This is a genomic window from Citrobacter sp. Marseille-Q6884 (assembly GCF_945906775.1).
GTDB lineage: Bacteria > Pseudomonadota > Gammaproteobacteria > Enterobacterales > Enterobacteriaceae > Citrobacter.
This window is the reverse complement of the sequence record NZ_CAMDRE010000001.1, coordinates 562,524-577,175: the sequence shown is the minus strand read 5'-3', so window position 1 is coordinate 577,175 and position 14,652 is coordinate 562,524. Positions and strand designations below refer to the sequence as shown.

Below are 14,652 nucleotides of genomic sequence, written 5' to 3'. Positions count from 1 at the left end.
AACCGAAAAAGAATGCGCTTTTTTTTCTAAAATCAACGCTGGAGCAGTGCTCACAAATTCACCTTTTTGCTTCTGATGTAATATATTCAAAAGAAAACGAAAGTGCTAAAGCGCTAAAACATAACAATATGAATATTTGATGGAGCAATAGAAATGCTGGATAACTTAAGACGTCGCGAGCAAATTATCGATCTGCTATGCGATCAGGGCAGTGTGCGTGTGGAACCACTCAGCCTCCATTTTGGTGTTTCATCTGTCACGATCCGCAACGACTTGCGCTATCTGGAAAAGAAGGGATGTGTCATGCGCTCCTACGGCGGGGCGGTGTTAAACCAGCACTTTGCCCTTGACCGACCCTTACAGGATAAAGACCGGCTCAACCGCGACGTTAAATCACAAATTGCGGAGAAAGCGGCCAGTTTTGTGAAAGATGGCGACACGTTAATCCTCGATTCTGGCTCCACTACCGCGCTCATTCCCCCAATGCTAAAAAATCGCCGTGATCTGGTGGTGATGACCAATGCGCTTAATATCGCCTGGGAGCTTGCCAACTTTGAACGCGTGGACGTCATGATTCTGGGCGGGAATGTCAGACAAAGCGTGTATTCACTGTATGGCCCTTCGGCAGAGCATCAGCTCAGACAGTATCGGTTTGATAAGCTCTTTTTAGGTGTCGATGGGTTCTGTCTGGAAGCGGGGATTACCACTCCCCATCCCGGGGAAGCACACCTCAATCAAGTGATGTGTCAGGTGGCGCAGGAGGTCACCGTGGTGGCTGACTCCAGTAAATTTGGGCGCAAAAGCTTCTGTATGATCAGTGAAATCAGCGGGATTGATCGGGTGATTACCGACAGCGGTATACCGGAGAATTATCATCGAACCTTAACCCAGCTTGGCATTGACGTCGTGATTGCGGATGAATAAGCCAGGTGGCTGGCAAGCCAGGCTTGCCAGCTCTCCTCTAGTGGGCCGGTTCTCCCTGTTCAACCAGCAGTAACGCGGCTCCACGTACACCGCTTGATGCGCCATGGATGGCCGGGAACACGCGGGCAGGTGCTAAGCCAGGGAAAAGGTAGCGTGACATGGCCGGCGGCAGTAACGTATAAAGCTCCTGGATGTTGGACATACCGCCCCCCAAAATAAACGCATCGACATCCAGAATCAGTTGTAGTTGTGCCAGTGTGCAGCCCAGCATATCGATCCACGCCTCCACGGTTGTCACTGCGCTGGCGTTTCCCTGACGGTAGTTCTCCAGCAATGTCTCCATTTTCAGCTGCTCACCGCTAAAGTGTTTATGCAGCCAGAGCAGGCCCGGGCCGGATTGATAGCGCTCCACACAGCCTTGTAAGCCACAGCCACACTTCAGTTCCGGCAGGTGGTAGCGACGCATAAACGTTGCGGGCAGCGGTAAATGGCCGAACTCGCTGGCCATCCGGTTGCGACCCCGATACAACTGACCGTCAATGACTAAGCCACCGCCCATACCGGTACCAATAATGGCGCCAAATATTCGGGAGAACTGACGCGCCTGCTGGGTATGGGCCTCCGATAGCGCGAAGCAACAGCAGTCGTTGTCCAGCTCAACTGAACGGTTGAGCCGATGAGCCAGATCGTTCATGACCTGGCGCCCGGTCAGGCAGGGCACGTTAGAGGACAGGAGTTTTCCGGTATGCCTGTCCATTAATCCCGGCATGCCGATGCCGATTTTACCCTGCGTTCCCGTTGCCCAGTCGGCGGTATCAATAAGAGAGGCAAAGGTCGAAAGAAAGAGTTCATAATCCTTAACCGGCGTGGCAACGCGCTTGCGCCAGCAAACCTGCATTTCCTTATCAAAGGCGACAATTTCAGTTTTTGTTCCGCCAATATCAACACCGTAAAACATGCCTCATCTCCTCGGCTTTACAGCTTAACTAAACAGTTTTCCTTGCGAGCGCGCTCAGCAGCAAAGACCATTAAATGGCTTTCCAGTGACTCATCCGGACCAGAGAGGATCATGTCCTGATCTTCCGCCATCACCGCGTGGATAAAGCGATCCATCAGGTAGTAGTCACCACCGCCATGACCGCCCATCTGCGTTTGTGTCCCTTCAGCTATCTCCTCAACCTCATGTAGCGTTTCTGTGTCAGTCAGGAAATCAAACACGCGAATTTTCTCGCCGTCACCTTCCAGATAACCTCTTGTACCAAACAGGCGAGTTTTTCGGTCTTCCATTTTGGTGAACGCGGTCATGGTGAACGTAACCGTCTGCTGGTGGGCAAAGCGTAAATTAACGACCTGATGATCCACCACGTCGTTATCACAACGATAAACACAGCGACCGTAAGGTCCGTCACGCAGTGCCTGGCGGACATTCTCTTCGCTGGGCTCAGCGGTGAGAACACGTCGGAAATGCGGGGTACATTTATGGTTTTCACCCAGATAAATTTTGCGGGCTGACCAGGGGCACGTCGCTTCAACCTGGCAATCCAGGCAGCGGTCTGCGGCGCCTTCAGGTTGATTCTCTTTCACGAAATGGCTCAGGCTGCCAAACGACCCAACGTCACGGCAGTTGTCGCTCATGATGTAGCGGATCCAGTCCAGGTCATGACAGGATTTTTGTAACAGCATAAATGACGATTCTGCTTCGTTACGCCAGTTACCGCGTACGAAGGAGTGTGCCTGATGCCAGTAACCTACGGGTTCAAGATGCTGCATGCTGACAATATCGCCAATCACGCCGTCATCGAGCAGTGATTTCAGTTTTTGCGTATAGCGGGTGTAACGCAGGACGTGGGCGACGGCCAGTAATACGTTGTTGCGTTTGACCGCGTCGATGATGATACGGCAATCCTCTGGCGTCGGTGCGAGCGGCTTTTCCAGCAAAATATGATAGCCGAGTCCGGCAAAGGCAACGGCAGGATCTTTATGCATATTATCTTGCGTACAAATCAGTACCACGTCGGCCATTTTTGGCTGCGCTGCGGCCTCTTTCCAGTCGCAAAATACGTTATTTTGATCAATCTTATGCTGCGCAACAAATTGCTGGCGATAAGCCTCTCTGGGTTCGGCAACACCCACTACCTGCATTCTGTCAGGATGTTCCAGGGCATAGCGAGAATATATTTCGCCGCGCGCACCAGCCCCTACCACTAAAACGGTCACTTTATTCGCACACATATAAACCTCTCATTTTTCACCCGGCCTGAATAACGGTCAGGCCAGATTTTCTTCATGTTGTTTATCAAATAAAAAGGCGGCTTCAAGATTGAATTTTACTTTGATGGATTCTCCGGGAAGCGGATTCCAGCCTGGCGACGAATTAACGCGCAGGATCATATGTTGCTCGCCAATATCGAAATGAAGGAGATCTTCATTTCCCATTCTTTCTACGTTGGTAATATGCGCGTCGAACGCGGTTGCATCATTTTGTGGTGCTAACAGAATGGCCTCTGAACGGATGCCAAACCACACGCTGTCGTGTGGATACTGTTCCAGCAGACCGCAGAGTCGCGGATTCAGGGGTAAGGTCAGATTATCCGCCAGACGAAGTCCACGGGCGCCGGGTTCGACATCCAGGAGAAGAATATTCATGGCGGGATTGCCAATAAATCCTGCCACAAATTTATTTTTGGGATGGTGATAGATATTACCGGGGGTATCTACCTGCATAATGCGACCCCCGTTGAGAACGCAAATTCGGTCTCCCATGGTCATGGCTTCAATCTGATCGTGGGTAACGTACACCATGGTTGCGTTCACACCTTCATTACGCAACTGGCGATGTAGCTCCGTCAGCCTTACGCGCATCGAGACACGGAGTTTGGCATCGAGGTTGGAGAGGGGTTCATCAAACAGAAAGACTTCAGGCTTACGTACAATGGCCCTGCCGACGGCAACACGCTGGCACTGTCCTCCAGACAGCTGGCCGGGTTTCTTGTCGAGCAATGTTTCGATTTCCAGCTTATGCGCCGCTTCGCGTACGCGAGCATCAATTTCTTCCTTGCTCATTTTGCCCAGCAAGCTAAACGCCATATTTTTATAAATCGTCATATGCGGATAGAGGGCATAGTTCTGGAAGACCATTGCAACACCACGTTCTTTCGGCAGCAGATCGTTTACGCAGCGTTCACCGATAGCGATATGCCCATGGGTAATCTCTTCCAGACCGGCAATCATGCGTAAAAGCGTGGATTTCGCGCAGCCAGATGGCCCAACAAAAACCATAAATTCGCCATCATGAATTTCAAGATCAACGCCATGAATAGCCTTAAAACCATTGGGATAGACTTTGCTTACTGCCTGTAATTGTATGCCTGACATAACAATGCCCCTTATCCTTTAATTCCGGCACCAGCGATGCCGCGAATAAAATAGCGCTGGAAGAAGATATAAAGTAACAACATGGGGATAATCGCCAGTAACGCACCCGCCATTAACATGGGATATTCCACACCAGAACGTCCAGATAGCGAGGCCAACCCTACCGGCAGCGTCATTTTATCCATGGAGGTATTGACGATGAGCGGCCACATGAGATTATTCCAGCTCCACAATCCGTTAATAATGACGCAGGCAATCAGTCCCGGTTTAATTAACGGCAGCATAATTTTGAAGAAAATAGTCATATGGTTGTAGCCATCCATGATCGCGGCCTCTTCCAGTTCCTTTGGAACGGAAAGGAAAAACTGGCGTAATAAAAAAGCGCTATAAATACTGAATAAACCAGGCAGCACCAGGCCAGGAATAGAGTTCAGTAAGCCTATTTTCTCAATGGTTAAAAATTGTGGAATCAAAAAGATCTGTCCGGGCACCATCAGAATTGAAATGCACAGCATAAAAATGACATCACGTCCTTTAAAGCGCAGGCGCGAGAAGCCATACGCCGCCATGGCGGCAATCAGCGTCTGTAAAATGACGATGACCAGCGTGGAGACGATCGAGTTAAAGTAAAAACTGCCAAACGGCATTTCATGCAGGATTTTACCGTAAGCCTGAAAACCGGGGTTGGCGGGCAGCAGGATCGGGGGGAAAGCGATACTTTCGGCCTGCGTTTTAAACGAGGTCACGATCATCCAGATAAAAGGAACCACCGTGACCAGCGTTGCCAGGGTCATCAGGCCGTAAATAAGCCATTTTTCACGTTTTGTCATAAACATAGCGGTGCCTTACTGTGCTTTAAGTCGTTTACCAATCCATACCTGCAGCAGCGTCAGTACCATCGTGATAACAAAAATCACCACGGCAATGGCTGAGGCATACCCTTTTTCATGGTAGATAAAGGCATATTTGTAGAAGAGATAGGCGATGGTCATCGTTTGATCGTCCACCATGGACGAACTGCCAAACAGCAGGTACACCACGTCGAAAATTTGTAGCGTTTCGATAAATGAGATCACCAGAACGAAAAACAGCGTCGGGATCATCAACGGTAAGGTAATGGACCAGAACCCGCGGAGTTTGCTGATGCCATCGATCGACATCGCTTCATAGATCTGTTTGGGAATGCCTTGCAGTCCTGCGAGCAAGATGATCATCTTCAGCGCAATCGCCGACCAGATGATGACCAGAGAGGCGCTCAGACGCACGATATCCGGGTCTGAAAGCCAGCCAATCGCGGGAATATCGAAAAAGGCCAGAATCTGATTAATTAAGCCGAAGTTACGGTTCATCAACCATTGCCAGACCATGGCAATGGCCGCTGGCATGGTGACAGCCGGCAGAAACAGCAGGGTGCGAAACAGCCACTGACCGCGAATGGCCTGATTCAGGCCAATGGCAAGCAGTAATGACAGAACGGTGATAATGGGTACGCAAATAAAAACGTAGGCCAGCGTGTTATATATTGCTGCACGAAACTCATCATCGCTAAATAAATTAATATAGTTATCTAAGCTGATTGTCGTCCAGATTTGAAACTCACCCAGATCGGTGAAACTATAAAAAACGTTCTGGAAAAACGGCGTAAAGTAGAAAACAATTAATCCCGCTAATAGCGGCAGAATCATTATCCAGCCCCAAAAGCGTTCTTCTTTTTCCAGCTTTGTCAGGTTTTTTTTGCGTATTTCCTTGGCCGGCAGCGGTGGGGATGCAGCTTCATCTGAATAGCTCATACAGACTCCGGGAGACTTACTTTACAATCGCGCAGGCGAAGGTGAGAGGGAGCAACGCTCCCTCAGGATTATTTCTGCATTTCACGTTCAACACGTTTTGCCACGCCAGGCATCACTTTTTCCGGATCGCTTCCCGTCCAGACTTTTTTCAATCCGTCATTCAGGATGCTATTCCATTTAGCGGTGTTGGAACCGGCAGTAGGGTATTTATGCGAAAAAGCCAGTGAGTCGATATAGGCAGAAACATCGATATCTTTGAAACCTTCAGCCCACTCTTTCGCCACTTTCTGGTTGGCAGGAATAACCACTTTTCCCCGCGCCAGTGTTTGCTGCGCATGCTCAGAACTCATAAATTCAATAAATTTCCAGGCCGCGTCTTTATGCTCGCTCTTCGCCGACATGGCGAATGCCAGACTGTGCGAGACACCCGCTTGTTCTGCCATTTTTGGCATAGGAACCACGCCAATATGGCCTTTAATCAGTTCGTTTTGCGAGAATGGTAGCGCCCACCATGAGCCTGCGTAGACCATAGCGACGCGATTGGACTGGAAGACATCAGACGCCTCTGTTTCTCCCGGCGGCTGGATCAACCCGTCTTTCAACATGCCCTGAACGTCGCGGTATACGGCAATTGCTTTATCATTGGCGACATCCGTTTTGCCATCCGGCAGGACGATTTTATCGCCAGCCTGTAATAGCAGGTTAAAGTAACTGTCCTGGCCGCTGCTGAATTCCATCGCCAGTGGATAAGATTGCTGATCCAGTCCTTTACGTAACTGCTCAGTTTTCTGTTTTAAATCATCCCACGACCAGTTTTTATCTGGATAAGCGACACCCGCCTGATCGAACAGTTTTTTGTTATACCAGACGGCAATCGCGTCAATATCCCGGGGGATAGCGTATTGTTTATCCTGGTATTGATAGGCGTCTACTGAGCTTTTTACAAAATCATCCAGATTGGGTGATGACTTATCTTTCAGATAACCGCTCAGCGGCTCCAGCATGCCATTTTTAACATACTGCTGGAAATTAGGCATATTCATCCAGAATACATCTGGAGCAACATTACCACCCACGGCAGAACTTAATTTTATGAAATACTGATCGTACGGGGTTAATTCAATTTCAACTTTAACGCCCGGGTTATTTTTTTCAAACTCATTAACCAGTTGTTGTTCGCCAGGAAGCTGATTTCGATCCCACAGCGTGTAGCGTAATTTAACAGGCTTAGATTCAGCCTGCCCTTCGGCGCTCGCGACGACAGGTGTAGCCAGTAAGCATGAAATAAGGCACGCCAATGCGACATTATTTTTATTCAGGGTATACATAACTTCCCTCTTTATTCAGGTCAGAATGCTTGGAGGTAAATTACAGGAGCTATCGAATAATCTGTGTAACAAAAGGGAAAGTCAAAGGAGGAAAAAAGAGGGGATTATCGCAATAAAACTGCGGCGTCTTTCGGTAGGTTTCTCTTTTATCAAAACGAAAATATAACTTAATTTTATGCTGCTATTATTTCTTTTTATTTCATGTTGTTAGCATGTTTTTGCGTGTTAAAACCGAAAAAAAGAGGCGCTAAAAAAAACCTTTGAAAATGCGAACGTTATCACTTTATCTTTTCAACAGGCGGCATGAAAAACGGGGATAAATCCCCGTTTTGTTTCTCGCTTTCATTTCGAAAGTCAGGTGACCGGCGCCGGGTTAAACACCGCCAGCTGGTTATGCAGCCCCCACTGATCCGAGAAGGTTTTTTTGCGTCCGCTGGCGACGTCGAGAATGAATTCGAACAGCTTCAGACCCACTTCTTCAATGGTCTCTTCACCCGTGGCGATGGTTCCGGCGTTGATGTCCATCAGATCAAACCAACGGTTGGCCAACTCTGTACGCGTTGCCATTTTAATCACCGGTACGGCCATCAAACCATACGGTGTCCCGCGACCGGTAGTGAACACCTGTACGGTAATGCCTGAAGCGACCTGCTGGGTGCCGCAGACAAAATCACTGGCAGGCGTTGCGGCGTAAATCAGACCGCGTTTGGTTGGACGCTGCCCGGGTGACAGCACTTCGACAATGGCGCTCTTGCCCGACTTGGCAATGGAGCCCAGCGCTTTTTCCACCACGTTTGCCAGCCCCCCTTTTTTGTTGCCCGGAGAGGGGTTTGCGCTACGGTCGGTTTTGCCCATATCAAGATAGTTGTCGTACCAGGCCATCTCTTCCAGCAGGCGTTTACCCACCTCTTCGTTGATTGCACGTGGCGTCAGAAGGTGGATCGCGTCACGCACTTCAGTGACTTCCGAGAACATGACGGTTGCTCCGCAGCGCACCAACAGATCGGACGCGTAGCCGACCGCCGGGTTGGCCGTTACGCCGGAAAACGCATCGCTACCGCCACATTGCATACCGACGACCAGTTCAGATGCCGGGCAGGTTTCGCGCTGACGCTGGTTGAGTTTTGCCAGATGGCGCTCGGCAACCTGCAAAATGTCGTCAACCATGGATCTAAATCCAACGTGTTTTTCATCCTGCAGGCTGACAATGCTGGCACTGTCTACCGGAATACTTTTTACGTCAGAAGTCCCTTCCAGCAGGCGTTCTGGCTGGAGCTTTTCGCAACCGAGGCCGATAACCATCACTTCGCCGCCGAAGTTGGGGTTCAGCGCAATATTATGGATGGTCCGAATGGGCACGACGGCTGCCGGCGCGTTGATCGCAACACCGCAACCATACAGGTGGTTCAGCCCCACCACGCCGTCTACGTTCGGGTATTTTGGCAACAGGTCGCGCTCAATGATTTTCACCACATAATCGACAACGCCCGCCACGCAGTGGACGCTGGTGGAGATGCCGAGCAGGTTTTTGGTACCGACGCTGCCATCGGCATTGCGGTAACCTTCAAAGGTATAACCTTCCAGAGGCGGAAGCGGCTCCGGTACTTTTGTGGCCAGTGGGAGTGTCTCCAGCGGCGGGGCTTTGGGCAGTTCAACCATGGATTCATCGATCCAACTGCCGCGCGGGATATCGCGCATCGCATAGCCGATGACTTCGCCATAACGCACGATTTCGCCATGTGCAGGAATATCCGTGAGCGCCACTTTATGGCCCTGGGGAATATGCTCAACCAATACCAGTCCATCCGGGAAGCGTGTTCCGGCTTTCAGACCATTGTCATTGACAATAATCGCCACATTATCCGTGTCGTGTACTTTAATATAAAACGCCGTCGGCGATTCTTGTCTAATTTCGATGTCGGCCATTGCCAGTATTCTCCAGCCAGTGGGTTATATATATTGAATCTAATTATAGGGACGAAAGATTCCGTGTTATGAAATAAGAATGTCAGGAGTTTAAATCTAAGAACGTGACGAGGATCACTTAATATCGGGAAAGCCGCGCCGCCGGGGGCATCAATCTACAAATGTGTGCATCAGCGCCCATACTTATGTGCATATGCCTAAGATAATATTTTAAATACGCGTTGTTAATGAGCGATTGCACAATGATTAACGGTGCCATGCTGATTATACTAAATCACGGTTGTATCGCGTCTGATATTATTACTTGTTTTAATTAATGGTAATTTATCACCAGGAATACCTACTCAATAATAATAAAAATGCTTATGTACCCGAGGTAAATAAAATGATTCTGGATACGGTTGTAGAGAAAAAGAAGGGCACGCACACCCGCTATTTAATATTGCTGATAATATTTATTGTGACCGCCGTTAACTACGCGGATCGTGCAACGCTGTCTATTGCTGGTACTGAAGTGGCAAAAGAGCTGCAGCTTAGCGCCATCTCAATGGGTTACATTTTTTCTGCCTTCGGTTGGGCGTACTTGCTGATGCAAATCCCCGGCGGCTGGCTGCTCGACAAGTTTGGCTCGAAGAAAGTCTACACCTACAGCCTGTTCTTCTGGTCACTGTTCACTTTCCTGCAGGGCTTTGTGGATATGTTCCCGCTGGCCTGGGCGGGTGTTTCAATGTTTATCATGCGTTTCATGCTGGGTTTCTCGGAAGCGCCCTCCTTCCCGGCAAACGCCCGTATTGTGGCAGCCTGGTTCCCGACCAAAGAACGTGGCACCGCATCGGCTATTTTTAACTCCGCACAGTATTTCTCTCTGGCACTGTTCTCTCCGCTGCTGGGCTGGTTGACCTTTGCCTGGGGTTGGGAGCACGTCTTTACCGTGATGGGCGCGATAGGTTTTGTGCTGACCGGGCTGTGGGTCAAGCTGATCCATAATCCAACCGACCATCCGCGTATGTCACAAGAAGAGCTGAAGTTTATTTCCGATAACGGCGCGGTTGTGGATATGGATCACAAGAAGCCGGGCGCGGCGGCGAGTGGTCCGAAACTGCACTACATCAAGCAATTGCTGACCAATCGCATGATGCTGGGGGTATTCTTCGGACAATATTTTATCAACACCATCACCTGGTTCTTCCTGACCTGGTTCCCGATTTACCTGGTGCAGGAAAAAGGGATGTCGATTCTGAAAGTGGGTCTGGTGGCCTCCATTCCGGCGCTGTGCGGGTTTGCCGGTGGCGTGCTGGGTGGTGTGTTCTCCGATTATCTGATTAAACGTGGTTCCAGCATCACGCTGGCGCGCAAGCTGCCGATTGTGCTCGGCATGCTGCTCGCCTCGACCATCATTCTGTGTAACTACACGGACAATACCACCCTGGTGGTTGCGCTGATGGCGCTGGCGTTCTTTGGTAAAGGTTTTGGCGCGCTTGGTTGGCCGGTGATTTCGGATACTGCGCCGAAAGAGATTGTGGGGCTGTGCGGTGGGGTCTTTAACGTGTTTGGTAACGTGGCTTCTATCGTTACCCCGCTGGTAATTGGTTATCTGGTGAGTGAGCTGCACTCATTTAATGCTGCGCTGATGTTCGTAGGGTGTTCGGCGCTGATGGCGATGGTTTGCTACCTGTTTATTGTCGGTGACATTAAACGTATGGAATTGCAGAAATAAACAAAGGTATAGGCGATGAATAACACGATCTTCCCGAACAAATTTAAAGCGGCCCTGGCGGCGCAACAGATTCAGATTGGCTGCTGGTCCGCGCTGGCCAACCCCATCAGTACCGAAGTATTAGGCCTGGCGGGTTTTGACTGGCTGGTGCTGGACGGTGAACATGCGCCGAACGATATCTCTACGTTTATTCCGCAATTAATGGCGCTGAAAGGCAGTGCCAGCGCACCGGTTGTGCGTGTGCCGACCAACGAGCCGGTGATTATCAAGCGTCTGCTGGATATTGGGTTCTATAACTTCCTGATCCCGTTTGTGGAAACCGAAGAAGAAGCGGTGCGGGCTGTGGCGTCTACCCGTTATCCGCCGGAAGGTATTCGCGGTGTGTCCGTTTCCCATCGCGCCAATATGTTTGGCACCGTAGCGGATTACTTCGCTCAGTCGAATAAGAACATCACTGTCCTTGTGCAGATCGAAAGCCAGCAGGGGGTCGATAACGTTGACGCGATTGCCGCGACGGATGGTGTGGATGGCATCTTCGTTGGCCCAAGCGATCTGGCCGCCGCGTTAGGCCATCTCGGCAACGCCTCGCATCCGGACATACAGAAAGCGATTCAACACATTTTTGCTCGTGCGAAAGCCCATGGTAAGCCAAGCGGCATTCTGGCGCCGGTGGAAGCGGACGCTCGCCGTTATCTGGAGTGGGGGGCAACCTTCGTTGCCGTCGGCAGCGACCTTGGCGTTTTCCGCTCTGCGACGCAGAAACTGGCTGATGCCTTTAAAAAATAATCACCACCGCAACAAGAGAGAGACACAATGATGACGATGAAAGTGGGTTTTATTGGCCTGGGGATCATGGGTAAACCAATGAGTAAGAACCTCATTAAAGCCGGTTACTCGCTGGTGGTTTCCGACCGTAACCCGGAAGTGATTGCCGAACTGATCGCCGCAGGCGCAGAAACCGCCAGCACCGCCAAAGCGATAGCCGAGCGGTGTGATGTGATCATCACGATGCTGCCGAACTCCCCGCACGTGAAGGACGTTGCGTTAGGTGAAGGCGGAATTATCGAAGGCGCGAAGCCGGGCACTGTCCTGATCGACATGAGTTCCATTGCTCCGCTGGCAAGCCGTGAAATCAGCGAGGCGCTAAAAGCAAAAGGCGTGGATATGCTGGATGCACCCGTAAGCGGTGGTGAACCGAAAGCGATTGATGGCACCCTGTCTGTGATGGTTGGCGGCGATAAAGCAATCTTCGACAAATATTATGACCTGATGAAAGCGATGGCCGGCTCTGTCGTGCATACCGGGGAAATCGGCGCGGGTAACGTCACCAAACTGGCAAACCAGGTGATTGTGGCGCTGAATATCGCCGCAATGTCCGAAGCGCTGACGCTGGCGACCAAAGCGGGTGTGAATCCTGATCTGGTGTACCAGGCGATTCGTGGTGGTCTGGCGGGCAGCACCGTGCTGGATGCCAAAGCGCCGATGGTGATGGATCGTAATTTCAAACCCGGTTTCCGTATCGATCTACATATTAAAGATCTGGCGAATGCGCTGGACACCTCTCATGGCGTGGGGGCTCAGCTGCCGCTGACCGCTGCAGTCATGGAAATGATGCAGGCGCTGCGTGCCGATGGACTGGGAACGGCAGACCACAGTGCGCTGGCGTGCTACTACGAAAAACTGGCGAAAGTGGAAGTCACTCGCTAACAAGAAGGGCGCGGATGCGCGCCCTGTATTTCTTGCCTTGCGCGGCACAGTCAGGCTACATAACTATGAAAATCGTAATTGCCCCAGACTCTTATAAAGAAAGCCTTTCTGCCACCGAGGTAGCTCAGGCGATAGAAAAAGGATTCCGGGAAATCTTTCCCGATGCGCAATATGTGTCTGTTCCGCTTGCTGATGGCGGCGAAGGAACAGTTGAGGCGATGATTGCCGCCACGCAGGGAACGGAGCATTCCGCTCTGGTGACGGGGCCGCTGGGGGAGCAAGTGAACGCCAGTTGGGGCATGTCCGGGGATGGTAAGACGGCTTTTATCGAAATGGCGGCAGCCAGCGGCCTGGCTCGGGTTCCTCCTGAAAAGCGCAACCCGTTAGTGACCACGTCTCGCGGCACTGGGGAACTGATCCTGCAAGCGCTGGAAAGTGGCGCGAAAAGCATCATTATTGGCATTGGCGGCAGTGCAACCAATGACGGCGGCGCGGGGATGATGCAGGCGCTGGGCGCAAAACTCCGTGATGCGAATGGAACTGAAATAGGTTATGGCGGCGGCTGTCTGAATAGCCTGAACAGTATCGACATTTCAGGTCTGGATCCGCGATTAAAAACCTGTTTAATTCGCGTTGCCTGCGACGTGACTAACCCACTGATCGGCGAAAAGGGTGCCTCCCGCATTTTCGGCCCTCAAAAAGGGGCAACTGAAGAACAGATTATTGAACTGGACGGTAATCTTTCTCACTATGCCGATGTGATTAAAAAATCTCTGCGTGTGGACGTGAGGGACGTTCCGGGGTCGGGAGCCGCGGGCGGTATGGGCGCCGCGTTAATGGCTTTTTTAGGTGCGGATCTTCGCAGTGGTATAGAGATTGTGACCCAGGCGCTTAATCTGGAAGAGCATATTCACGATTGCACGTTGGTGGTTACCGGAGAAGGATGCATCGACAGTCAAAGCATCCACGGTAAGGTGCCTGTAGGGGTAGCAAACGTGGCGAAGAAATACCATAAGCCGGTGATTGGTATTGCCGGAAGTTTGACGCCTGATGTGGGCGTAGTGCATCAATATGGTATTGATGCGGTGTTTAGCGTATTGACCCGTATCGGTACGCTGGAAGAGGCCTTTCGCGGGGCATTTGATAATATTTACCGGGCTTCACGAAATATCGCCGCCACGCTTGCAGTCGGAATGCGCAGTGCGGGGTGACAAAGGCGCGCGAACCCTCTATACTGCGCGCCGAAGCTGACCAGACAGTCGCCGCTTCGTCGTCGTCCTCTTCGGAGGAGACAGGCGGAGGGGAGGAAAGTCCGGGCTCCATAGGGCAGGGTGCCAGGTAACGCCTGGGGGGGAAACCCACGACCAGTGCAACAGAGAGCAAACCGCCGATGGCCCACGCAAGTGGGATCAGGTAAGGGTGAAAGGGTGCGGTAAGAGCGCACCGCGCGGCTGGTAACAGTCCGTGGCACGGTAAACTCCACCCGGAGCAAGGCCAAATAGGGGTTCATAAGGTACGGCCCGTACTGAACCCGGGTAGGCTGCTTGAGCCAGTGAGCGATTGCTGGCCTAGATGAATGACTGTCCACGACAGAACCCGGCTTATCGGTCAGCTTCACTATTTCTCTGTAAAAACCCGCTTCGGCGGGTTTTTGCTTTTTGGGTGCTTTATCGGTCCGACTGTCTGTTGCGCTTGATAGCACTACGTTTTCAGGCCAGTCCTGATTGGCTGGGTTTTATCGGTTATTTTCTCTCAATCTCCTTTTATTCCCCTCTTATTTATGTGCAGAACGTCTTTTGTCAGAGTGGAAGTCGTCACTGAATATTTCCTGTTTTGTGACGACTAACACAAAACGCTGTGCGATACGTTTTTATCGAGTATAAAC

12 protein-coding genes and 1 other RNA gene are annotated in these 14,652 nt (G+C 51.0%); 6 read left to right on the top strand and 7 right to left on the bottom strand.

Features of this window, described 5'->3' with window-relative positions; all coding sequences use genetic code 11:
- Positions 1-153: 153 nt before the first annotated feature.
- Entirely contained in the window at positions 154-924 is a 771-nt protein-coding gene (gene agaR, locus N7268_RS02650; protein ID WP_198905625.1) for a transcriptional repressor AgaR, read from the top strand.
- A gap of 37 nt (positions 925-961) precedes the next feature.
- Here agaR and N7268_RS02645 read toward each other — a convergent pair whose 3' ends face one another.
- The 7 genes from N7268_RS02645 to garD form a co-directional block, all read right to left on the bottom strand.
- Complete coding sequence (locus N7268_RS02645) at positions 962-1,882, bottom strand: ROK family protein (RefSeq protein ID WP_198905627.1); 921 nt, start codon at positions 1,880-1,882, stop codon at positions 962-964.
- Positions 1,883-1,899: 17 nt separating this feature from the next.
- A complete protein-coding gene (locus N7268_RS02640) occupies positions 1,900-3,156 on the bottom strand; it encodes a Gfo/Idh/MocA family protein (protein WP_198905629.1) in 1,257 nt (418 codons plus the stop codon).
- A 36-nt stretch (positions 3,157-3,192) separates the two neighbouring features.
- On the bottom strand, positions 3,193-4,299 hold the full coding sequence (locus tag N7268_RS02635; RefSeq protein WP_260861716.1) for an ABC transporter ATP-binding protein: 1,107 nt from the start codon (positions 4,297-4,299) through the stop codon (positions 3,193-3,195).
- An 11-nt stretch (positions 4,300-4,310) separates the two neighbouring features.
- Entirely contained in the window at positions 4,311-5,135 is an 825-nt protein-coding gene (locus N7268_RS02630; protein WP_260861715.1) for a carbohydrate ABC transporter permease, read from the bottom strand.
- A 9-nt stretch (positions 5,136-5,144) separates the two neighbouring features.
- Positions 5,145-6,089, bottom strand: coding sequence for a carbohydrate ABC transporter permease (locus N7268_RS02625; protein WP_260861714.1), 945 nt, complete (start codon positions 6,087-6,089; stop codon positions 5,145-5,147).
- Positions 6,090-6,157: 68 nt separating this feature from the next.
- A complete protein-coding gene (locus N7268_RS02620) occupies positions 6,158-7,417 on the bottom strand; it encodes an ABC transporter substrate-binding protein (protein ID WP_260861713.1) in 1,260 nt (419 codons plus the stop codon).
- Positions 7,418-7,771: 354 nt separating this feature from the next.
- Positions 7,772-9,343, bottom strand: coding sequence for a galactarate dehydratase (gene garD, locus N7268_RS02615; protein WP_260861712.1), 1,572 nt, complete (start codon positions 9,341-9,343; stop codon positions 7,772-7,774).
- Between the two features lie 385 nt (positions 9,344-9,728).
- On the opposite strand from garD, the gene garP reads away from it, so the two are divergent.
- The 5 genes from garP to rnpB all read left to right on the top strand — a co-directional run bounded on the left by garP (position 9,729) and on the right by rnpB (position 14,387).
- On the top strand, positions 9,729-11,060 hold the full coding sequence (gene garP / locus N7268_RS02610) for a galactarate/glucarate/glycerate transporter GarP (protein ID WP_260861711.1): 1,332 nt from the start codon (positions 9,729-9,731) through the stop codon (positions 11,058-11,060).
- Positions 11,061-11,075: 15 nt separating this feature from the next.
- The gene (gene garL, locus N7268_RS02605; RefSeq protein ID WP_260861710.1) at positions 11,076-11,846 is read left to right on the top strand and encodes a 2-dehydro-3-deoxyglucarate aldolase; all 771 of its coding nucleotides are present in this window, start codon (positions 11,076-11,078) and stop codon (positions 11,844-11,846) included.
- 30 nt (positions 11,847-11,876) lie between these two features.
- Positions 11,877-12,767 (top strand): 2-hydroxy-3-oxopropionate reductase, encoded by an 891-nt coding sequence (garR, locus tag N7268_RS02600; RefSeq protein ID WP_198906355.1) that lies wholly within the window; start codon positions 11,877-11,879, stop codon positions 12,765-12,767.
- 65 nt (positions 12,768-12,832) lie between these two features.
- On the top strand, positions 12,833-13,978 hold the full coding sequence (gene garK, locus N7268_RS02595) for a glycerate 2-kinase (RefSeq protein ID WP_260861709.1): 1,146 nt from the start codon (positions 12,833-12,835) through the stop codon (positions 13,976-13,978).
- 32 nt (positions 13,979-14,010) lie between these two features.
- An RNA gene (rnpB, locus tag N7268_RS02590) (RNase P RNA component class A) lies at positions 14,011-14,387 on the top strand.
- The last annotated feature ends 265 nt before the right edge of the window (positions 14,388-14,652 follow it).

Coding starts and splice junctions, on each gene's coding strand:
- N7268_RS02620 (WP_260861713.1), bottom strand. CDS start 7,417: ATGTATACCCTGAATAAAAATAATGTCGCATTGGCGTGCCTTATTTCA.
- N7268_RS02645 (WP_198905627.1), bottom strand. CDS start 1,882: ATGTTTTACGGTGTTGATATTGGCGGAACAAAAACTGAAATTGTCGCC.
- agaR (WP_198905625.1), top strand. CDS start 154: ATGCTGGATAACTTAAGACGTCGCGAGCAAATTATCGATCTGCTATGC.
- garL (WP_260861710.1), top strand. CDS start 11,076: ATGAATAACACGATCTTCCCGAACAAATTTAAAGCGGCCCTGGCGGCG.
- N7268_RS02630 (WP_260861715.1), bottom strand. CDS start 5,135: ATGTTTATGACAAAACGTGAAAAATGGCTTATTTACGGCCTGATGACC.
- garD (WP_260861712.1), bottom strand. CDS start 9,343: ATGGCCGACATCGAAATTAGACAAGAATCGCCGACGGCGTTTTATATT.
- garP (WP_260861711.1), top strand. CDS start 9,729: ATGATTCTGGATACGGTTGTAGAGAAAAAGAAGGGCACGCACACCCGC.
- garR (WP_198906355.1), top strand. CDS start 11,877: ATGACGATGAAAGTGGGTTTTATTGGCCTGGGGATCATGGGTAAACCA.
- N7268_RS02640 (WP_198905629.1), bottom strand. CDS start 3,156: ATGTGTGCGAATAAAGTGACCGTTTTAGTGGTAGGGGCTGGTGCGCGC.
- garK (WP_260861709.1), top strand. CDS start 12,833: ATGAAAATCGTAATTGCCCCAGACTCTTATAAAGAAAGCCTTTCTGCC.
- N7268_RS02625 (WP_260861714.1), bottom strand. CDS start 6,089: ATGAGCTATTCAGATGAAGCTGCATCCCCACCGCTGCCGGCCAAGGAA.
- N7268_RS02635 (WP_260861716.1), bottom strand. CDS start 4,299: ATGTCAGGCATACAATTACAGGCAGTAAGCAAAGTCTATCCCAATGGT.